The sequence below is a fragment of the Microbispora sp. KK1-11 genome, assembly GCF_006874435.1.
GTDB lineage: Bacteria > Actinomycetota > Actinomycetes > Streptosporangiales > Streptosporangiaceae > Microbispora > Microbispora catharanthi.
The window spans coordinates 213,436-233,170 of record NZ_VIRJ01000011.1; the positions used below are offsets into that span (position 1 = coordinate 213,436).

Sequence of the window (19,735 nt, forward strand, 5' to 3'; positions counted from 1 at the left end):
TCAGACCTCCTTCAGAACACGGGCCCGCCGGCGCAGGTCGGCGAAGAAGCCGTCGATGGCCTCCCACGCCTCCCGCCCGCCGCCGAAGCCCTTCCAGTGCAGCCGTACGAGGCCGACGAGCCGGTAGCAGGCGTCGATCGGCACGAGATGGCAGGAGAACGACCCGTCGGGAGCCCGGTCCACCAGCAGCGCCTCGACGTCGGGCTCGGCGTCCGCCAGCGCCGGGTTGGCCGCGAGCACCCGCTCCCAGGTCGCGAGCGGGAGCAGCGACTCGGTCGCCCCGGCCGGGCTGGGATAGAAGGCCACGGTCCGGCCGAGCGAGGAGTTGTGGAAGAAGAACGCCGTACGCACCGGGATGCCCAGGTCGTCCCAGTCGTCGGGGGAGACCCGGAAGGACGGCGCGTAGAGGAAGCGGTCGGGCACGGCGTGATACCGCCCCTGACCCGGCCGGACGAACAGCAGGCGGCAGCCTCGGCACACGCACATCAACGCCCGGGTCTCCAGGTCGACGACGTGCCCGTGCTCGCCTTCCAGGAACTCGGCGCACATCTCGCACCGCTCCGCCGGCTCGGCCCGGGCCGGTTCGCGGAAGCGGCGCAGGCCGGTGCTCACGACGGCCGCCTGCCTATCTGCAGGAGTGTCACGGCATCCCTGACCGGGCTCTCGACGTCCACCCGCGCCACCTCGGGGGCCACCCGGGCGATGGCGCGCTCGATCGACTCGGTGACGGTGATCCGCGACGAGGGGCAGCCGCAGGCCCCCTCCAGGCGCAGCCGTACGACGCCGCCCTCCACGCTCAGCAGCTCGGCCCCGTGACCATAGGGGTGGCCGTCGAGCGCGGCCCGCACCCGCTCGGCGGTGGTCAGCGGGTGCAGGTCGTGCAGCACGAGCAGGCCCGAGACCAGCGGGTCCTCCACGAGACCGCGCAGCGCGCGGGCCGCCCCGGCCTCGGTGACGATCGCCATGACGCGTTCGAGGCCCGCGCCGTACAGGCCGACGATCTCCCGCACGAGCTCCTCGGCCCTGGCCCGGGCTCCTTCGCCGGTCAGCTCCGCGATGAGCCGCTCGATCCGCTCACCGGTGGCGGCGACGTCGTGAGTCATGGCGTCCCCGTGAACGCGTGCGGGCTGTGCACCACGCGCAGCTGCCTGCCCCGGCCGAGGTACATGTGGACGCCGCAGGGCAGGCACGGGTCGAAGCTGCGGACGGTGCGCATGATGTCGATGCCCTTGAAGCTCTCCGGCGGGTTCTCCTCGAAGATCGGCGTGTTCTGCACCGCGTCCTCGTACGGCCCCGGGGTGCCGTTGAAGTCGCGCACGCTGGCGTTCCACGGCGTCGGCGGGTACGGGTGGTAGTTGGCGATCTTTCCGTCCCTGATCACCATGTGGTGCGACAGGACGCCTCGCACGGCCTCGGTGAAGCCGCAGGAGATCGCCTCGTCGGGCACGGTGAACGGCGACCACGTCTGGGTGTGCCCCTGGCGGACCTCGCCCAGCGCCTGCTCCGCGAAGTGCAGCGCGCACGCGGCGGCGTACGCCTGGAAGTACGTCCTGGCCCGGTTGCGCTCGATGGCGTTGGACAGCAACTCCCCGTCGCGCCGGGGGATCCGCCACTCGAACGTCTTTTCCGGCCGGGTCGCCGTCCTCGGCAGGTTGATCTCCACGCTGTGGCCGGTGGACCGGACGTAGCCGATGTCCACCAGGCCCGACAGGGCGGTGACCCACAGGCGGGCGAGCGGCCCGCCGCCGGTGTCGAGCGCGAGCAGGTTCTGCCCGTCGAACCAGCGCGGCGACATCACCCAGCTGTACTTGTCGGTGAAGTCGCGCTTTTGCGGATGCGGGATCGTGTGCTGGTTCCACGGATGGCGGATGTCCACCGGGTTGCCCAGCGGGTCCTCGGTGACGAACGGCTCCCTGTCGGCCCAGTCGTCGTAGTAGGAGCTGCCCAGCAGGATGCGGATGCCGAGGTTGATGTCCACCAGGTCGTTGGTGACGAGTTCCCCGTCCACCACGATGCCCGGGCTGACGAACATCTTCCGGCCCCAGTCGTTCATGTTCCGGTAGTCGAAGTCGCAGTGCTCGGGGTCCTGGAAGCTGCCCCAGCAGCCGAGCATCACCCGCCGCCGGCCCACCTGCTCGTAGCCGGGCATCGCGTCGTAGACGAAGTCGAACAGGTCGTCGTGCATCGGGACGACCCGCTTCATGAACTCGACGTACCGCATCAGCCGGGTGAGGTAGTCGGTGAACACCTGCACGGTCGCGACCGTCCCGATCCCGCCGGGGTAGAGCGTGGAGGGGTGCACGTGCCTGCCCTCCATCAGGCAGAACATCTCGCGGGTGGTGCGGCTCATCGCCAGCGCCTCGCGGTAGAACCCGCCCTCCAGCGGGTTCAGCGAGCGCATGATGTCGGCGATCGTGCGATATCCGTGGTCGGCCGCGTGCGGGGCCTCGGTGCGCTCGGCCTGCGCCAGCACCCCCGGGTTGGTCTCGCGCACCATCTTCTCGCAGTAGTCGACCCCGACCAGGTTCTCCTGGAAGATGTTGTGGTCGAACATGTACTCGGCCGCCTCGCCGAGATTGATCATCCACTCGCCGATGTGCGGCGGGCGCACGCCGTATGCCATGTTCTGGGCGTAGACCGAGCAGGTCGCGTGGTTGTCGCCGCAGATCCCGCAGATACGGCTGGTGATGAAGTGCGCGTCGCGCGGGTCCTTGCCCTTCATGAAGATGCTGTAGCCGCGGAACACCGACGAGGTGCTGTAGCACTCGGCGACCTCGCGGTTGGCGAAGTCGACCTTCGCGTAGATGCCGAGACTCCCGACGATCCTGGTGATCGGGTCCCAGGCCATCTCGACCAGTTCGCGTTCCTTCTCGGTGGGGAGCGGCTGCTCCCGGTCGCGTTGCAGCGTCATCGCTAACTCCAGGGCGCCTTGTAACCGGTGAGCAGTTCGCGGCCCTTCTTGTGCCACTTCGGCTCTTTGTCGACCGTCTTGAACGTGATGCTGCGCAGCGCCCGGATCACCGTGCCGTACGCCACGCTCGCGGTCGAGGAGACGCGGGCGCCGGGCGGCTCGTCCATGAACGGCATGAACTTGTCGGGGAAGCCGGGCATCGTGCAGGCGATGCAGATGCCGCCCACGTTGGGGCAGCCGCCGATGCCGTTGATCCAGCCGCGCTTGGGCACGTTGCACCGCACGACCGGCCCCCAGCAGCCGATCTTCACCAGGCACTTCGGCGAGCCGTACTCGGTGGCGAACTGGCCCTGCTCGTAGTAGCCCGCCCGGTCGCAGCCCTCGTGCACGGTCTGGCCGAACAGCCACGTGGGGCGCAGCATGTGGTCCAGCGGGATCATCGGTGCCTGCCCGGCGAGCTGGTAGAGCAGGTAGAGGATCGTCTCCGACAGGTTGTCCGGGTGGATCGGGCAGCCGGGCACGTTGACGATGGGCACCCCGGCCTTCGACCGCCAGTCCCAGCCCAGGTAGTCGGCCACGCCCATCGCCCCGGTCGGGTTGCCCGCCATCGCGTGGATGCCGCCGTACGTCGCGCAGGTGCCGGCCGCGAGCACGGCGGTCGCCTTGGGCGCGAGACGGTCGAGCCACTCACTGGTGGTCATCGGCTGGCCGGTGTCGGGGTTGTTGCCGAACCCGCACCAGTAGCCCTCGCGCTTGATCGACTCGTTGGGGATCGATCCCTCGATGACCAGCACGAACGGGTCGAGCTCACCCCGGTCGGCCTTGAAGTACCACTCGATGAAGGTGTCTGCGCCCTGCATCGGGCCGCACTCGAAGTCGATCAGCGGCCAGTGGACCGCGACCTTGGGCAGGCCGGGCAGCGCGCCGAGCACGATCTCCTCGATGCTCGGCTGGGTCGCGGCGGTGAGCGCGACCGAGTCGCCGTCGCAGCTCAGTCCGGCGTTTATCCACAGGATGTGGATGACAGGCTCCTTCTGTCCGTCAGGCGCCGTCATCGCTGTCACCAGCTTCCGATCGGATCAGCGCGTGCTGGGTCAGCTCCCAGAGCGCGTGGTAGACGGTGGTCTGGGCCTCCTGGATCCGGTGGACCGAGGCCGAGGGCACCACGAACAGATGGTCGATGGTGCCGAGCTCGGCCATCTGGCCGCCGCCGTAGCCGGCCAGCCCGACCGTGAGCATGCCGCGCCGGTCGGCCTCCTCGAACGCGGCGATGAGGTTGCGCGAGTTCCCGCTGGTGGACAGGCCGAGGGCGATGTCTCCCGCGAAGGCGGACGCGGCGAGCTGCCGGGCGAAGACCACCTCGAAGCCGATGTCGTTCGCCAGCGCCGTCACGACCGCGATGTCCGCCGTGAGGGCGAGCGCGGGAAGAGGGCGGGCATGATCCCCGGGATTCATGAAGAGCGTGGCCACGTCCTGGGCGTCGGTCGAGCTGCCCCCGTTGCCGAAGGCGAACAGCCGGGCTCCCGCCGTGAACGCCTCCGCCATCGCCTCGGCGCACGCCGCGATCCGCTCCCCGTCGCGCTCAAGCACCGTCCGGCGCAGGGTGACGATCTCGTCGACCTTCTCCACCGTCGACCCGCGTACGGAGGTCATCACCGCGTCGAGGTCCGTGGACCCCGAGTAGAGGAAGGGGTACAGCGCCTCGATGTCGCTCACTGCCTCATCTCCCTCACGACCGCGATGGCCTCCTTGGCGTGGACCAGGACGGTGTCGCCGGGCCCGGCCTCCACGAGGGCGACGCTGACCACCTCCCGGCCCCGGCCGGTGTCGACGAGGGCGAGGTCCCGCTCCATGAGCCGTACGACGGTCACCGCGACGGCCTCGTCCGAGCAGGTGACGCACGTCTCGCCGTGTGTGTCGTCGTGGCAGCTCATGGCATGACCCGTGGATCCAGCACGCCGGGCTGCTCGAAGAACACGTGCACCAGCTCCCAGAGGATGTGGTAGGTGGTGACGTGCACCTCCTTGACCACGCGGGGATCGGCGGAGCGGGCGATCAGGACGTGGTCGACGGCCGGGCTGCGGCCGATCGGGCCGCCGTCGTCGCCGCCGGTCAGCGCCAGCGTGAGCAGGCCGAGCCGGTGCGCCGTCTCCAAGCCTCTGAGCACGTTCACGCAGCCGCCGTCGGAGGAGATGCCGAGCGCGATGTCCCGCGGCGCGGCGAGACGGCGAAGCTGGTGCGCGAAGACCTCCTCCAGGCCCGCGGTCGCGGCCACCCCCGTGATCGTCGCCACGTCGCTCGTGAGCGAGAACGACGGCAGCGCCCGCTTGCCCACGATCACCGGGTGGACGAACTCCACCGAGATGTGCTGGGCGTCGGTGGCGGCCTCGCCGTTGCCGAAGACGATGAGCCTGCCGCCGCCGTGGAAGCGCGTCGCCATCGCGTGGCAGGCCCTGGCCACCACGTCGGCCTCGTCGGCAAGGCCGAGCGCCGGCCCCACACGACGAGCGAACACCTCAGGAACACGTGCAAGGACCGCCTGGTCCATCGCGGACCACTTCCCCCGGATCGCGTCTTCCCCGCAGGAAATCCCCTGGTTAACGACCGTACGCCGCGTCGTGACGGGGGGAATCAACAGATGTCGGTGATTTCGTAAAGACCGCTACATTCCGGGCACACCGATGGCCCCGGTCGCGCCGGGGCCATCGAGGGAGCGAGGGCCTACCCGACGCTCTTGCGGCGGTACAACGCCACCACGGCCACGACGCCGACGGCGGCGAGGGCCACCTGGATGATCAGTTCGATCCAGTCGATCCCCGGAGTGGTGGCCACTCCCAGGCCCCGGGCGATCGCCGAGCCGATGAGAGCGGCGATGATACCGATGACCACGGTCAGCCAGATAGGGATGGCCTGGCGCCCGGGAACGACCAGCCGGCCGAGAGCGCCGATGATGAGTCCGATGATTATGGCGGAGATGATGCCGCTGACGGCCATGCTGCCACCCTCCTTGTGTTCGGCTGCCTGCCTTCTGCCCAGGCGAAACCGGACAAAACGCAACAAAGAGTGACGATCAGGGCCGGGCGATGCGGTTCTCCCAGGCCCAGGCCGCGACCTCGACCCGGTTGCGCAGGCCGAGCTTGGCCTGGATGCCGGCCACGTGGCTCTTGACCGTGCTCAGCGAGATGAACAGCTCGGTCGCGATCTCCTGGTTCGTACGGCCCCGGGCGACGGCCCGGACGACCTCCAGCTCCCTGTTGGAGAGCGGATGGTCCGCCCCGCCGGAGGTCGGCAGCTGAGCCGTCAGATGGCGCAGCAGCCGCAGGGTGACCGACGGGGAGACCAGGGCGTCCCCCTGGTGGGCGGCACGCACGGCCTCCACGAGCAGGGCGGGGCCGCAGTCCTTGAGTACGAAGCCGGTCGCACCCGCCCGCAACGCACCGTAGACGTACTCGTCCAGGTCGAACGTGGTGACGACGACCACCCGCAGCGGGTCGGGGACGCCGGGCCCGGCCAGGGCGCGGGTGACCTCGATGCCGTCGAGCCGGGGCATGCGCACGTCCACGAGGCACACGTCGGGTCGCAGCCGCCGGGCCGCCTCCACGGCCTCGGCGCCGTCGGCCGCCTCGGCGACCACCTCGATGTCGGGCTGGTCCTCCAGGATCAGCCGCAGGCCGCCGCGGACCATCGCCTGGTCGTCGGCCACCAACACCCTGATCGTCATCGGCGTGCCCGCTCCGGCAGCGCCTGTGACCGGGGCACGGGCAGGGTGGCGAGCACCGACCAGCCGGACCCCGGACGCGCCCCGGCGCGCAGTGTGCCGCCGAGTGCCTCGACCCGCTCGCGCATTCCGATCAGGCCGTACCCGCCGCGCTGGTGGTGCCGCGAGGGGCCTCGCGGGGAGTCGTCGGCGACCTCGACGGTGAGCGTCTCACGGTCCCGCTCCACGCTGACCGTGACCGAGCGGGCCCGCGGGGCATGGCGGGAGACGTTGGTCAGCGACTCCTGCACGATCCGGTAGACCGTGGCGGCCACCTCGGGCGGCCACGTCGCCGTCTCCTCCTCGCCCGGCAGCCGCAGGCGCACCGCACGGCCGCCCGCCTCGAAACGCCCGACCAGATCGCCGAGCCCACCCAGCTCGCCGAGCCCGCCGGGCGCGGGGGCGGCGGGCTCGTCCGGGTCGCGCAGCAGGCCGACAACCCGGCGCATCGCGGCCAGCGCGTCGGACCCGGCGGCCTCGATCTCGGCCAGGGCGTCGCCCGCCTTCTCCGGGCTCCTCCGCGCGACCAGGCGGGCGGCCTGGGCCTGCACCACGATGCCGGTGACGTGATGGGCGACGACGTCGTGCAGCTCGCGGGCGAGCCTCAGCCGTTCCGCGCGGCGCACCCTATCGGCGACGGCCCGCCTGCGGGCGTCGAGCAGCCGCGGGCACAGCCCGGCCACGACGGCGAAGGCCCAGGCCAGGACGTTCATCAGGGTGACCGAGGGCACTGCGGCGGCGAGCGTGTGCGCCGTCAGCAGGCTGCCGGCGGCCACGGCAAGCCCGCCGGCCGCCACGCCGCAGGCCGTGAGGACCGGCAGCGCCCTGACCGCCGTGCCGACCAGCACCGCCAGGCCGAGGGCCATCCCGGGACCGGGCTCGCTGGGCAGATCGGCGAACCTGGCGGCCAGGACGGCGGTCGCCGCGACGGCCAGACCGGCCCCGGCCGCCCGTGCCGGGTCGAACCGCCGCGCCAGGGCGATCACGCACACCACCGCGCCCGCGGCGCAGTCGAACCGCCAGTAGCCGCCGCCCCAGCTGCCGGCGATCCGGGACGCCCAGAAGGCCAGCACCGCGGCGAAAACGGCGCCAAGTCCGACGTCGGCCGCCCATCCCCCTACACGCACAGCAGCGAGGCTACGAGATCGGCCGCCCGGGCAGAACCGGCCGAAAGTACTGTTATCGCTGTGCCGGTCATCGGTGCGGCGGTGCGGTGCTCTCCCGTACGACGAGGGTGGTCGCGAGCTCGACCCGGTGCTGTTCGAGCGGCTCGCCGTCCGCGAGGGCCAGGACCATCCGCGCGGCGGCGGCCCCCATCTGCACGAGCGGCTGCCGTACGGTCGTGATGGGCGGCCCGGCCCACTGGGTGAACGACAGGTCGTCGAACCCGACGACGCTGAGGTCCTCGGGGATTCGCAGCCCGGCCCGCCTGGCGGCCTCGTACACGCCGAGCGCCTGCAGGTCGTTGGCGGTGAAGACGGCGGTCGGGGGATCGGGCAGGCGCAGCAGTTCGGCCCCGTCACGCAGGCCGCCCTCCACGTACAGGGTGCTGACGCGCACGAGATCGGGGTCGACGGGCACGCCCGCCGCGTCCATCGCGGCGCGGTAGCCGTCGAGGCGCGCCCGGCAGCACGGCCACTGCGTCGGGCCGCTCAGCATCGCGATGCGGCGGTGGCCGAGGTCGAGCAGGTGGCGGGTCGCGGCCATCCCGCCGCTCCAGTTGGTGGCGCCGACCGACGGGGTCTCGTGCAGCGGCTCGCCCGTCGGGTCGAGCACGACCAGGGGGATCGAGCGGGTGGCGAGCTGCGACTGCTGCTGCACCGTGAGCTCGGAGAAGACCGCCACGACGCCGGTCGGGCGGCGGGCGAGCACCTGCTCGGTCCACGCCCTGCCCGGGGTGAGCCGGCCCTGCATCTCGGTCAGCACCACGGCCAGCTCATGCTCCCTGGCGACCTGCTCGACCCCCTGGATGATCTCCAGCGCCCACAGGCTCTCCAGAGCGTGGAAGACGAGCTCGATGATCGCCGCGGGCTCGCTGTCGCGGCGCCGGTATCCGTGCTCCCGCAGCACCGCCTCCACCCGCTGCCGGGTGGCCAGGGCGACTCCCGCATGCCCGTTGAGCACCCGCGACACGGTCGGCGCCGACACTCCCGCCAGGTGGGCGATCTCGGCCACGGTCAGCCTCTGAGGCGGAAGCTCCCCGTCGAGGGCCCGGTCGGTCGAGGTCACGGCGACAGTCTATGGGCCTTCGCTCTCTTTCGGCTGGATCAGGCCGGCCGCGAGCAGCAGTTCGTGGGCGAGCCGGGCGGCGTGCTCGGGCCGGGCCTGCCCGGCCTCCTCCAGCGGCCCGCCCTCCAGGCCGCCCGCAAGCGCCCGTACGGCCTCGGCGAGCGTGCGCACCTGCCGTTCCGTCGCGTCGAGCCTGGCTTTGAGCTCGTCGATCTCTTCAGGATGGGACATGCTCCAAGTCTTCCCCGGGCCCTTCGGCCCTACCGCGGACGGCGGCGGGGGCCGACGGTGAAAGTCAGGGGGTGAAAGGCAGGGCTGAAAGGCAGGGGTGAAAGGCAGGGGTGACCGCCGTGTTCGTCGATCGTCGTGACGCGGGCCTGCGCCTGGGCGAGCGGCTGCGCGGACTCCCGGGGACGGAGGACGCGGTCGTCCTCGGGCTGCCCCGAGGGGGCGTGCCGGTGGCGTATCACGTGGCCAGGGCCCTCGGCGCCCCCCTGGACGTGATCGTCGTACGCAAGCTGGGCGTGCCGTACCAGCCGGAGCTGGGCTTCGGCGCCATCGGCGAGGGCGGGGTGCGGGTGGTGAACCCCGACGTCGTACGGCTCGCCAACATCACCCGCGACGAGATGGCCGAGGTGGAGCGCCGCGAGCGGGCCGAGCTGGAGCGCCGCGCCCGCCGCTTCCGGGCCGGCCGCGAGCCGGTGGACCTGGCCGGCCGCACGGTGATCGTGGTGGACGACGGGATCGCGACGGGCGGGACGGCCCGCGCCGCCTGCCAGGTGGCCCGCGCGCACGGAGCCTCCCGGGTGGTGCTCGCGGTGCCGGTCGGCGCCCCCGAGACGATCGCGAGCCTGCGCAGAGACGCCGATGAGGTCGTCTGCCTGGACACGCCCGACCACTTCTACGCGATCGGCGCGTGGTACGACGACTTCACCCAGGCGAGCGACGAGGACGTGGTCGAGTGTTTGCGGCTCGCGGCCGAATAGGGACCATCGGCCCTGGTGGAAGACGTGGCCGGATGCGCAGCGTGGGATGGAGCGACTGTCAGCGGAGGAGGACGTCATGTCCACCACCCACCATGTGCACAGCCTTGACCACACGGTCCAGACGACCAACCGGTGGCTGGCCGCCCTCGCGGGAGCCATCGGCACCGAGGACCGGGAGTTCGCCCACCGCGTGCTGCGGACCTGGCTGCACGCCGTGCGCGACGGCCTCCCGGTGCCCGCCGCGGCGCACCTCGCCGCGCAACTGCCCGACCTGCTGCGCGGGATCTACTACAACGGCTGGGACCCCGCGGCGGTGCCGATCCGCCGGGACCGCGAGGAGTTCGCGGCCCATTTCGCCGCCACCGGCCGCATCGCCAACGCCGACGTGCCCAAGCTCGCCAGGGCGGTGACCGCGGTGATGTACGAGGAGCTGACGCCGGGGGTGGTCGACCACGCGCTCGGCCAGCTGCCGCGCGAGGTGCGCGACCTGCTGGGTGGTCAGGGGCTCTCCGGCAACCGCTCCCAGTAGTGCTCGATCCGGGCGTCGGGCCCGGGGTAGAAGCACAACGTCTCCCGCTCCTCGTCGAGCCACCGCACGAGGTAGGGGGGCGAGCCGTCGGTGTGGTAGAGCGCCATCACGATCCCGATGCGGCCCGCCCTGCCCCGATGGATGCTCTCGACGATCAGCCGGTCGCCGACCGACGCCTTCATCAGGAACCCACCGGGGTCGCGACCTCGGTCGTGATCGGCGTCCAGCGGTGTGCCAGGCGCTTGGTGAGGGAGGTCATGGTGGTGTATTCGAGGTCCTCGAGCGGCAGCCGGTGGGGCTCGAACGGGCCGTGGCGGCGCAGGTAGTCCATCACCTCGACGGCCTGCCGCCGGGCTCCGTCGAACGCCGGGTCGTCGAACATGTCGCGCGGGCCGATCAACCGGCCGTCCTTGATCTGGAAGCCGAGCGCGACCACCCGCGGCGGGCCGTCGAACCGGGACGGGTGCGCCTGTCCGGTGGGCACCGGCATCAGCGGCGCGTGGTGCGAGCCGCGCATGCACCCCGCCACCGAGTAGGCGAAGGCGAACGGCTCCAGCGCCTCGCCCACGGCCGGCAGGCCCGACTGGCAGCGCACGATCAGGACGGGATCGTCCTTGCCGACGTACCTTCCGGCGATCAGCGACAGCCGCTGGGTGCTGGTCGCCGCCGCGGTCGTGCCCAGCGTCTTGGAGCGGACACCGTGGATCACGTAGCGTGCCGGGGCGCCGATGTACATCAGCATGTCGTACAGGTCCGCCGGGCAGTCGAACACGATGCGCCGGTCCTCGTGGAGGTCGTACACCTCGAACGCGAACCCGGCGTGCATCTTCTCGTCGATCACCAGTCCGGCGGTGTTGGACGGGTCGGCGAACATCTTGTACAGCGGGAGGTTCCACGCGCCCGGCTCGGTCTTGTCCGCCAGGAAGCACAGCACCGGCTCCGACGGCCGCTCCTCGAACTCCAGCTCCGCGTAGCCCGGGCCCATGCCGCGCAGGTTGCCCGAGAAGGCGTCCGAGAGCAGGTCCTGGCCTGCGCCGTACAGGCCGAGTTCCTTGGCGAGGTGGGTGGTCGCCTGGAAGGTGTCCCAGGCGAAGGAGTGGATCAGCCCCGCCTCCTGGCCGTAGGTGTGGGTCATGATGAGCGAGATGTCGTCGCCGCAGCTTTCGACGTGCCCGTCAATGAGAAGCCCGGAGGACTTCGCCCGCTCGATCTCCCGCCTCGCCTCGGCCATCAGCCGGGGATGGACGGCGGAGTGGCCGACGAACCCCCCTGTGTCGGCCTTGATGATGCTCAGCGTGATCATGGGGATCACCTCCACCTCCACGTTTATTCGGACTTATGGGGATAAATAGGGCATTAGGTCACAAGCGGGGCGGACTTCCGTATGAGGGGGAGAGCCGGCCATGAAGATCAAAGATGTCATGTCCACGCCGGTGGTCGTGGTCCCGCCGATCACGCCGGTGCGGGACGTCGCGCGGCACATGGACTACTCGGGCGTCGGCTGCGTCGTGGTGTCGGAGGGGCGGGGCATCGCCGGCATAGTGACCGACCGTGACCTCGCCGTACGCGTGCTCGCCCAGGGCAGGGACGGGGACACGCCGGTCGGCGAGGTGATGTCGGGGCACCCGGTGATGGTGCGGGCGGAGGACGAGGTCGAGGTGGCCTTCGACACGTTCCGCCGCCACTCCTTCCGCAGGCTGCCGGTGGACGCCGAGGGGGGCGTGGTCGGCATGGTGACGATCGACGACCTGCTCCTCCAGATGCACCAGCTCACCGCCGATCTGCTCACGCCTGTGGTCAAGGAGATCAGCGAGCCGCAGCATCAGAGCGACTAGATGTTCACCCCCCTGCGGCGTGCGGCGGAGCGCACGCCGCCCGGCCGCGACCGTCACATCGACCTGCTGCGCGCCGTCGCCATCGCGCTGGTGGTCCTCGGGCACTGGCTGGCCGTCGTGGTGACGTACGGTGAGCGGGTCGGCGGCGACACGATCCTCGCGTTCGTCTCCTGGGCCAGGCCGCTCACCTGGCTGTTCCAGGTCATGCCGGTCTTCTTCCTGGTGGGCGGCTTCGCGGGAGCCGCGTCGCTCGGCTCCTACCGGCGGCGGGGCGGCGACGCGATCGGCTGGTTCCTGTGCCGCACCGACCGGCTGATCCGCCCCACGACGGCGTTCCTGCTCACCCTCGGTGGCGCGGCCCTGCTCGCGCTCCTCCTGGGGGTCGACCCCGCCACCGTGGGCATGGGAGTCTGGCTCGCCTGCCTGCCGTTGTGGTTCCTCATCGCGTACGTCACGGTCGTCCTGCTCACCCCGATCCTGCTCGCGCTGCACCGCCGGGCGGGCCTCGCGGTGCCCGCCGCGTTCGCGGTGGCGGTGGCGTTCGGCGACGCGGCGCGGCTGCTCGGCGGCCCGGCCGTGCTCGGCGCGGCCAACTATCTGCTGGCCTGGGCGGCGGTCTACCAGCTCGGCATCGCCTGGCGGGAGGGGGCCCTGCCCGCCCGTCCCCGCGTGGCCGTGCCCATGATCGTGGGCGGCCTGGCGGCGCTCGTGCTGCTCACCGTCCCGGGGCCCTATCCGGTGAGCATGGTCACCGATCCCAGCGACCGCCTGCAGAACACCTCGCCGCCGACGCTCGCGCTGCTCGCCCTGGCGGTCGCGCAGACGGGGATCGCCCTGCTCCTGCACGAGCGTGGTCGGCGCATGCTGCGCCGTACGCGGCCGTGGACGGCCGTCGTCGCGGCCAACTCCGTGATCATGACGGTGTTCCTCTGGCACATGACCGCGGTCGTGATCGCCGTGCCCGCTCTCTACGTCACCGGCCTGCTGCCGCAGCCGCCTCCCGGATCGGCCGCCTGGCTGCTCCTGCGCGTGCCCTGGCTCGCGTTCCTGACGGCGACCCTCGCGGTCCTCGTCGCCGTGTTCGCTTTCATCGAGCGCCGTGGCGGCCCCTGTCCGGCACCGGGCACCAAGACGGGGGCAGAGAAGACGGGGGCAGGGCCGGTGGCCGTGACCCTGGCGGGGGCCGGCCTGATCGTCGCGGGCCTGCTCGGCGCGGCGCTCACCGGCCCGGAGGGCCTGTCCGGGCCGATGCTCCCTGTTCACTTCGTCGTCTACCTCGCCGGCGCCGCGCTGCTGCGGGCCGCCCGATCGTCGTACCGGCCATGAGAGTGCCGGTGGAGGACTGGAAGAGGATCGCCGGTCGGGTTCGGGAGGAGGCGAAGCGGGAGCGGCTGTCCCTGCTGGCCGCCGGCATCGCCTTCTGGGGGACGCTGTCGATCTTCCCGATGCTGCTGGTCGTGGTGTCGGTCTACGGGCTGGTGGCCGACCCCCGTCAGGCGGCCGGACAACTGGCGTCGCTGACCCGGCCGTTGCCCGGGCCCGTCGCCCACCTGCTGGTCTCCCAGCTCGCCGCCGCCGTGCGCGTCGGAGAGAAAGGGCTCAGCACCAATCTCGCGCTGAGCCTCGTCGGCCTGCTGTGGTCCTCGTCGAGGGCCGTCCAGGCGCTCATGCGGGGCCTGAACACGGTGTACGGCGGCCGGGAGAGCCACGGCGTCATCGGCACCCGCCTGCTGGCGCTGCTCTACACGGTCGCCGCGATCCTCGGAGTGTCGGTTGTTCTGGCGCTCGTCGCCGCGTTCCCGGTCGTGCTGGGACACCTCGGCCTCGGCCGGGTGGCCCGGGCCGCCGTCGCGGTGGCGCGTTGGGCGGCGCTCGTCCTGCTCATCGGGGCGGGACTGGCGCTGCTCTACCGATTCGTCCCCGGCAGCCGCCGTGAGTCGCAGTGGCGGTCGGTCGCCTGGGGGGTGGGGCTCGCCATGCCCGCCCTGCTGGTGGTCTCGGCGGGCCTGTCGGTCTTCGTGACCAGCTTCGGGCGCTTCAACCAGACGTACGGCGCGGTCGCGGCCGTGGCCGTGCTCATGCTCTGGCTGTATCTCTCCACGCTGATCGTGCTGCTGGGCGCCGAGGTCAACGGAGCGATCGAGCGCCATCTGGGCGACGCGGCTCCCACCAACCAGGAACAAAAGGGCGACTTGTCCGGATAAATCCGTGTCAAGTGACCTTGATGGGGCAGCAGTGGGGGCGTGTCCGACAGCGGTCTATCCCCAGGCAGCGGCATCTCCAGCGTGTTCCCCTCGCTCCCGAGCCAGGGGGAGACGACGCCGGAGCCGAGCGGCTCCCCGGCGACCCCCGACCAGTCCCCGGACGGCGTGAGCCGACCGGGCGTCGACAGTGTCGACCGTGGCGCCGATCGTGGTGTCGACCGTGGCGCCGATCGTGGTGCCGACCGTGGTGCCGATGGTGGCATGGCCTCCGACCGGCCGTTCGGCCTGCCCGGACGCCCGCTGCGCAGCAACCCGTTCATGTTCGGCCTGACCGGTGCCCTCGGCGTGCTCACCGCGTGGCTCCTGGTACAGGCGATCGCCAGCGCCGGCTCGGCGATCGTGCTGATCGTGGTCTCGCTGTTCCTGGCCATCGGGCTGAACCCCGCGGTCGAGGCGCTCCAGCGGCGCAACATGTCCCGTCGCCTCGCGATCACGATCGTGTTCGGGTCGGTCATCGCGTTCTTCGTGGCCTTCGGCCTCGCGGTCGTGCCGCCGCTCACCGAGCAGACCACCGGGTTCGTCCGGCAACTGCCCGACTACGTGCAGCAGCTCCAGAACCACCCGATGATCCGCTCGGTCGACGAGCGCTACCAGATCCTCGACAAGATCCAGCAATACGTCGCGGGCGGCGGGCTGGCCACCCAGATGTTCGGCGGCCTCCTCGGTGTGGCGAGCATAGTGATCAGCGCGCTGTTCAGCGCCTTCACCGTGCTCGTGCTCACGCTCTACTTCCTCGGGTCGCTCAACTCCATCAAGGAGACGGCCTACCGGTTCGTGCCCCGCTCACGCCGTACACGGGTCCGCCTGCTCGGGGACGAGATCATCAACCAGATCGGCGGCTACGTCGCGGGCAACCTGATCATCTCGCTGATCGCCGGCGTGGTGACCTTCCTGTTCCTGGCCATGCTGAAGGTGCCGTACGCGCTCGCGCTGGCCATCTTCGTCGCGGTCACCGACCTGATCCCCCTGGTGGGTGCGGTCATCGGCGCGGTCGTGGCCTCGGGGGTGGGTTTCCTCTCCTCGGTGCAGGTCGGCATCGCCTGTGTGGTCTTCTTCGTCGTCTATCAGCAGGTCGAGAACTACTGGATCTCCCCGAAGGTGTTCAAGTCGTCGGTCGACGTGCCGCCCGTGGCGACCATCGTCGGCGCTCTGCTCGGCGGGGCGCTGCTCGGCATCGTCGGGGCCCTGCTCGGCATCCCGCTGGCGGCGGCCCTGCTCCTCCTGGCCCGCGAGGTGGTGCTGCCCCGCCAGGACCGGCTGTAGCCGTCTTCGGAAGTGGGGTGCCGTCGCGCGCCCGCTGAGGGAAGCTCGCGTCATGCGACTTCCGTACCGAATCGCGGGGCTATGGGTGCGTGTGGCGTTGCTCGTCGTGCTGCTGTGGGGCGCTCTGGTGACCGTGCTCAGCATGACCCCACGCGAGCGCACCCTCGCCGACTTCCACACCGCGCTCCGGACCGGGCAGGTCACGTACGTCATCTACTACGGCACCCCGGTGGATCTGCGGTGGTCGACGGGCCCTCTGTTCTGGTATCACGCCGACCGCTCAGCGAACGGGGCCTACACCCCCCGCACACTCCTGCGCGACCTCAACGCCGCCGTTCCCCGCCCGGAGGCCACGCTCGCTCACCCGCGCCAAGGGCTCTTCTCGGGCTGGCCGTTCCTCGTGCCGTTCCACGGCGCGACCTGGCTCGTCGGCGGGGCCTGGATCGTCGCGCTCTTCATCATGATCGGTACGGGCCGGCCCAGGCTGGGAAACAGATGGGCCTGGTTCTGGCTGTTCACCGTGGGCGAGGTGGGCGCGATGCTGTTCCTTCTCCTCGAACCCCGATCGCTGTGGCGTGGGCTGGAGCCGCAGGATCCGGTTCCCAACCCGATGGGCGCAGGTAGTGGCTGCGTGCTGGCTCTCTGCCTCAGCCTGGTGATCCCCGTTCTCGTCGCGGTCGGGCTCTCCCAGGTGGTCCCCACCCTGCTCGATCTCCTATCCGCTGCTCCGTAAGCCTGTAGCTCCAACAAATCGCGCCACACGGTTGCTCAGAGTGAGGTCCTCAGGGGAAAATTAAAACAGAATTTCGAATCCTGCGAGGAGGTGCGATGGATCTGTTCGACTCTGATCCCGAGCACCTTCGTCGTTCGAATAGCTCTGACAGCTCTGGCGACTGGTGGGACCGGTTGACTTCCGGTTCCCGGTTGTGGTCTGCGGATGGTTCGGTCGCCCGCGAGCATTTCCCGATCATCGACCCCGAGCTGCCACGGGACGCGAGTCAAGATGCCGGCGACGACGCGAGCGCCGATAGTGCCGGTGGTTGTGAAGCCGGTGCGGGTCGGAGCAAGGGCCGGTCGTCGTGGGTGTTGGTGGGTTCTCTTCGTGAGTTGGCGCAGGCGTTGGCGTTGGCGCCGTTGCCGGACGATGCGGGCATCTGTCGTGCTGAGGCTGAGGAGTTGCTGTTCGCGCGGGATCGGATCACCTCCGCGTTGGCGGATCGGGTGGGGCGGGTGCATGGTGCGGGGCAGGCCAAGCAGCATGGGCATGCCTCCACCCGTAGTTGGCTGCGCACAGCCGCAGGAATGAGCGTCGCGGGCGCCGGGCGCCTGCTCACCCTGGCCGTGGAGTTGGCGCGTCTGCCCCGGGTGCGGGAGAAGTTCGCTGAGGGTGGGTTGGCGGCGGGGGTGGTGGAGGCGATCTGCACCGCCACCGCGCAGTTGAGCGACGAGCACGCCGCCCTGGCCGAGCCGATCCTGCTGGAGCTGGCGGGCAAGGCGGGGGCGGCGGAGGTGGCCAAAGCCGGCCGCTACCTGCGGGCGGTGCTCGACCCCGACGGGGAAGACCGCGACGAGCAGGCCGACTACGCGCGGCGGTTCCTGCGGGTCCGCCCCACCAAAGGTGGGGGCCTGGAGGGGGAGTTCTACCTGCCGCGCGAGGCGGCCGCCCGGCTACGGGCCCTGCTGGACGCCTACGCCAAACCGCGCGCGGAGGGCGACGACCGGCCGCTGCGGGTCCGCCAGGCGGATGCGTTCATCGCGTTGCTTGAGGAGAAGATAGCCGCCGAGCTCCTGGTCCTGGTCAACGCCGAATCCCTCCCCACCGATCCCGGCACCGACCACTCCGCCGACGCCGAGGACCCTCAGGATGCCGAGGGCGCGGAGGGCGCGGGAGGTGTCGAGGACGGCCAGGGCGGCCGGGGCGGCGAGGACACCAGCGCCCCCGGCGACACCGCAAGCGCCGACGACGCCCGCGACATCGAAGACAGCGACCCCAGCAACGCCGACGCCGGCGAGGCCGGGGCAGATGCCGGTTCAGCGACAGATAGCGGTGCCGATGCAGCTGCGGACGCCGTTGCCGGACGCGCCGACCTCGCCACCACCGGCCCCCGCGATGAGGAGTCTCCCGATCCCGGAGCCGATGAGCCCGGAGCCGATGAGCACGACACCACGAGTGCCACATCTGCCGAGGGCGATGTTGACGCGAGCATGGCCTCTACCGAGAGCGACGACACCGAACCCGCCAAGGGCGGAGACTACGACCGCGCCGCTGCCCGCACTGGAACAACGCGTGCCAGGCGCGCAGCAGCATGGCCGCCTGCCTGCGGCGGTAGCACGCCTCCCCACCCGACGCCTCTGCCTCTGCACACAGCGCCTCTGCACACAGCGCCTCTGCACACGGCGCAATTGCCTGACCCTCCTCCCGAGGACCCACCTGGACATCACGCCCACGCCGGGCATCGGCCTGCGGGGGACCGCCGGCATGCGCAGGACACGCCCGAAGGCCCCAACGACATGCGCGGTGGACGGTCGTCACCGGGAACGGCGCAGGAAGCGTCACCGGGCGCATTGCCGGGGGCGGTGCTGGGGACAGCGCCGGGGTTGTTGCTGGCCACCGGGCAGGTGCTGCCGGTCTCCAGCGTGCATCGGCTTGCCCGCACCAGCACCCTGGTGCGGCTGGTGATGGACGCCGAGGGGCAGGTGCTGGACATGGGCCGCAAGGTCCGCCTGGCCACCCCCGCCCAACGCAGGGCCATCTTCGCCCGCTACGCCACCTGCTGGATCGACGGCTGCCCACTCCCGGCAACCATGTGCCAGATCGACCACGCCGACAACTGGAGCACCGGCGGCCTCACGAACCTGAAACTGCTCGGACCCGCCTGCCAGTTCCACAACCGCGACCGCTACCGCCACCCCGACCGCTACACCCGCCACAAAATCGGCACCGACCGCTGGACCTTCACCTACCAGCCGACCCACACCAGCCGACTGCGGATCTAGCGGGCCGCGGGCGGCACGGACACGCGCAGAACGGGGCCGGGGCAGGGGCAGGGCGCAGGGGCAGGGTGCCGTGGACGCTGGCGTTCCGCGCGGCGCGGGGAGTCTGGGTCAGCCCTTCAGCTCCCGGACCCGCTCCGACGGGGGCGCGGTGACCGCGCAGGTTCCCCAGTCCGAGAAGGTCATCTCGGTCCGTGTCTTGGCGGACAGGACGTAACGGACCGGACGCCCGCTCAGGTCCACCCACAGCTCGTAGTCGGCGGAGGAACCGAGATCGCCGGCGATGCGGGCGCGGAGCCGTGCCTGTGCGGCCGGGTCGCCTGCCCGCACCTTGGCGTACTCCTCCTCGGTTCGCTGGTCAAGTGGCATGGGGTTGGTGTAGCCGATGTAGGCCGGGAGATTCAGGCGTTCGACAGCTCGGCGCACGTCTATATGGACGGTGTAGTGAATCGTGCGGGGGCCGGTGCCGCCCTCGATGCTCACAGCCGTGAGACGGCCCGTCTTGATCAGGAGCGCGTATGCGCGCTGGCCGTCGACCAGATTGGTGGCCATCATGGTGAGTGTCCCGATGCCGAACAGATTGTAAGGCTCGTAATAGTCGGTGACCTTGTCGAAGGACTTCCCGGGAGCGACCTCGGAACCGATCGGCATCTGGAAGTAGGTGGCGTTCCGCGTCCTGATGAGACGGCCGCTGAAGCCGCCGCCGAAGTCCGCCGACAGGTCGGTCGGCGAGCCGGTCCCGGCACCGCACGAGATGAGCGTGACGCCGATCCCACTGGAGCGCAGCACGCGCTTCACGGTGGGGTGCGTGGCCAGATAGTCGCCGACCAGTGTCGCGACCGCCATGACGGACCTTCCGGGCGGCAGGGTGGCCGTGGACCCGGCCTTCAGCAGGCCGGCCGTGACGACCAGGAGGATGACCAGGAGCAGTCGGCGCACATGCAGGCTCTGCACGTCCGCGATGGTG

The 19,735-nt window shown here is 70.9% G+C and carries 23 protein-coding genes; 8 read left to right on the plus strand and 15 right to left on the minus strand.

The annotated features are described in order from the left end of the window. From FLW16_RS18370 to FLW16_RS18425, 12 genes are all read right to left on the minus strand, one after another. Positions 1-612 carry a DUF5947 family protein gene (locus tag FLW16_RS18370; RefSeq protein ID WP_142561311.1) on the minus strand — a complete coding sequence of 204 codons (612 nt, stop codon included), beginning with the start codon at positions 610-612 and terminating at the stop codon, positions 1-3. Further along, the gene (locus tag FLW16_RS18375; protein ID WP_142561312.1) at positions 609-1,103 is read right to left on the minus strand and encodes a NifU family protein; all 495 of its coding nucleotides are present in this window, start codon (positions 1,101-1,103) and stop codon (positions 609-611) included. Before FLW16_RS18375 ends, FLW16_RS18370 begins: the two co-directional genes overlap by 4 nt. Then, positions 1,100-2,911, minus strand: a complete 1,812-nt coding sequence (locus tag FLW16_RS18380; protein ID WP_142561313.1) for a nickel-dependent hydrogenase large subunit — start codon at positions 2,909-2,911, stop codon at positions 1,100-1,102. Before FLW16_RS18380 ends, FLW16_RS18375 begins: the two co-directional genes overlap by 4 nt. 2 nt (positions 2,912-2,913) lie before the next feature. Further along, complete coding sequence (locus FLW16_RS18385; protein ID WP_142561314.1) at positions 2,914-3,966, minus strand: hydrogenase expression protein HypE; 1,053 nt, start codon at positions 3,964-3,966, stop codon at positions 2,914-2,916. Then, a complete protein-coding gene (locus tag FLW16_RS18390) occupies positions 3,953-4,627 on the minus strand; it encodes an SIS domain-containing protein (protein ID WP_260615372.1) in 675 nt (224 codons plus the stop codon). Before FLW16_RS18390 ends, FLW16_RS18385 begins: the two co-directional genes overlap by 14 nt. After that, positions 4,624-4,845 carry a HypC/HybG/HupF family hydrogenase formation chaperone gene (locus FLW16_RS18395; RefSeq protein WP_142561315.1) on the minus strand — a complete coding sequence of 74 codons (222 nt, stop codon included), beginning with the start codon at positions 4,843-4,845 and terminating at the stop codon, positions 4,624-4,626. The genes FLW16_RS18390 and FLW16_RS18395 overlap by 4 nt, the downstream gene beginning before the upstream one ends. After that, positions 4,842-5,426 (minus strand): SIS domain-containing protein, encoded by a 585-nt coding sequence (locus tag FLW16_RS18400; RefSeq protein ID WP_260615373.1) that lies wholly within the window; start codon positions 5,424-5,426, stop codon positions 4,842-4,844. Before FLW16_RS18400 ends, FLW16_RS18395 begins: the two co-directional genes overlap by 4 nt. 206 nt (positions 5,427-5,632) lie before the next feature. Then, positions 5,633-5,905, minus strand: coding sequence for a GlsB/YeaQ/YmgE family stress response membrane protein (locus FLW16_RS18405; RefSeq protein WP_142561317.1), 273 nt, complete (start codon positions 5,903-5,905; stop codon positions 5,633-5,635). A 76-nt stretch (positions 5,906-5,981) separates the two neighbouring features. Then, on the minus strand, positions 5,982-6,632 hold the full coding sequence (locus tag FLW16_RS18410; RefSeq protein WP_142561318.1) for a response regulator transcription factor: 651 nt from the start codon (positions 6,630-6,632) through the stop codon (positions 5,982-5,984). Then, complete coding sequence (locus FLW16_RS18415; protein WP_142561319.1) at positions 6,629-7,795, minus strand: sensor histidine kinase; 1,167 nt, start codon at positions 7,793-7,795, stop codon at positions 6,629-6,631. The genes FLW16_RS18410 and FLW16_RS18415 overlap by 4 nt, the downstream gene beginning before the upstream one ends. A gap of 67 nt (positions 7,796-7,862) precedes the next feature. After that, positions 7,863-8,897 carry a LacI family DNA-binding transcriptional regulator gene (locus tag FLW16_RS18420; protein ID WP_142561320.1) on the minus strand — a complete coding sequence of 345 codons (1,035 nt, stop codon included), beginning with the start codon at positions 8,895-8,897 and terminating at the stop codon, positions 7,863-7,865. A 9-nt stretch (positions 8,898-8,906) separates the two neighbouring features. Beyond that, positions 8,907-9,128: a hypothetical protein gene (locus FLW16_RS18425; RefSeq protein WP_142561321.1), complete on the minus strand. Its 222-nt coding sequence runs from the start codon at positions 9,126-9,128 to the stop codon at positions 8,907-8,909. A gap of 119 nt (positions 9,129-9,247) precedes the next feature. Between FLW16_RS18425 and FLW16_RS18430 the strand changes: the two genes are divergently transcribed. After that, positions 9,248-9,883, plus strand: coding sequence for a phosphoribosyltransferase (locus FLW16_RS18430; RefSeq protein ID WP_185949482.1), 636 nt, complete (start codon positions 9,248-9,250; stop codon positions 9,881-9,883). Between the two features lie 76 nt (positions 9,884-9,959). After that, positions 9,960-10,412 (plus strand): DUF2267 domain-containing protein, encoded by a 453-nt coding sequence (locus FLW16_RS18435; protein ID WP_185949483.1) that lies wholly within the window; start codon positions 9,960-9,962, stop codon positions 10,410-10,412. Here FLW16_RS18435 and FLW16_RS18440 read toward each other — a convergent pair. Then, positions 10,382-10,594, minus strand: coding sequence for a DUF1918 domain-containing protein (locus tag FLW16_RS18440; protein WP_142561323.1), 213 nt, complete (start codon positions 10,592-10,594; stop codon positions 10,382-10,384). The genes FLW16_RS18435 and FLW16_RS18440 overlap by 31 nt on opposite strands. After that, a complete protein-coding gene (fbp, locus tag FLW16_RS18445) occupies positions 10,594-11,715 on the minus strand; it encodes a fructose-1,6-bisphosphate aldolase/phosphatase (RefSeq protein WP_142561324.1) in 1,122 nt (373 codons plus the stop codon). Before fbp ends, FLW16_RS18440 begins: the two co-directional genes overlap by 1 nt. Positions 11,716-11,815: 100 nt before the next feature. Here fbp and FLW16_RS18450 point away from each other — a divergent pair, with 100 nt between their 5' ends. The 6 genes from FLW16_RS18450 (at position 11,816) to FLW16_RS18475 (ending at position 18,771) form a co-directional block, all read left to right on the plus strand. Further along, positions 11,816-12,247 carry a CBS domain-containing protein gene (locus FLW16_RS18450; RefSeq protein ID WP_142561325.1) on the plus strand — a complete coding sequence of 144 codons (432 nt, stop codon included), beginning with the start codon at positions 11,816-11,818 and terminating at the stop codon, positions 12,245-12,247. After that, a complete protein-coding gene (locus tag FLW16_RS18455) occupies positions 12,248-13,573 on the plus strand; it encodes an acyltransferase (RefSeq protein ID WP_142561326.1) in 1,326 nt (441 codons plus the stop codon). It abuts the gene before it with no gap. After that, positions 13,570-14,451, plus strand: a complete 882-nt coding sequence (locus FLW16_RS18460) for a YihY/virulence factor BrkB family protein (protein WP_142561327.1) — start codon at positions 13,570-13,572, stop codon at positions 14,449-14,451. The genes FLW16_RS18455 and FLW16_RS18460 overlap by 4 nt, the downstream gene beginning before the upstream one ends. Before the next feature lie 261 nt (positions 14,452-14,712). Continuing rightward, positions 14,713-15,774: an AI-2E family transporter gene (locus FLW16_RS18465; RefSeq protein WP_142561328.1), complete on the plus strand. Its 1,062-nt coding sequence runs from the start codon at positions 14,713-14,715 to the stop codon at positions 15,772-15,774. A gap of 52 nt (positions 15,775-15,826) precedes the next feature. Further along, complete coding sequence (locus tag FLW16_RS18470; protein WP_142561329.1) at positions 15,827-16,507, plus strand: hypothetical protein; 681 nt, start codon at positions 15,827-15,829, stop codon at positions 16,505-16,507. A 95-nt stretch (positions 16,508-16,602) separates the two neighbouring features. Next, positions 16,603-18,771, plus strand: a complete 2,169-nt coding sequence (locus FLW16_RS18475) for an HNH endonuclease signature motif containing protein (protein ID WP_142561330.1) — start codon at positions 16,603-16,605, stop codon at positions 18,769-18,771. A gap of 108 nt (positions 18,772-18,879) precedes the next feature. Here the strand turns inward: FLW16_RS18475 and FLW16_RS18480 are convergent, their stop codons facing one another. Then, complete coding sequence (locus FLW16_RS18480; protein WP_142561331.1) at positions 18,880-19,722, minus strand: hypothetical protein; 843 nt, start codon at positions 19,720-19,722, stop codon at positions 18,880-18,882. Between the last annotated feature and the right edge of the window lie 13 nt (positions 19,723-19,735).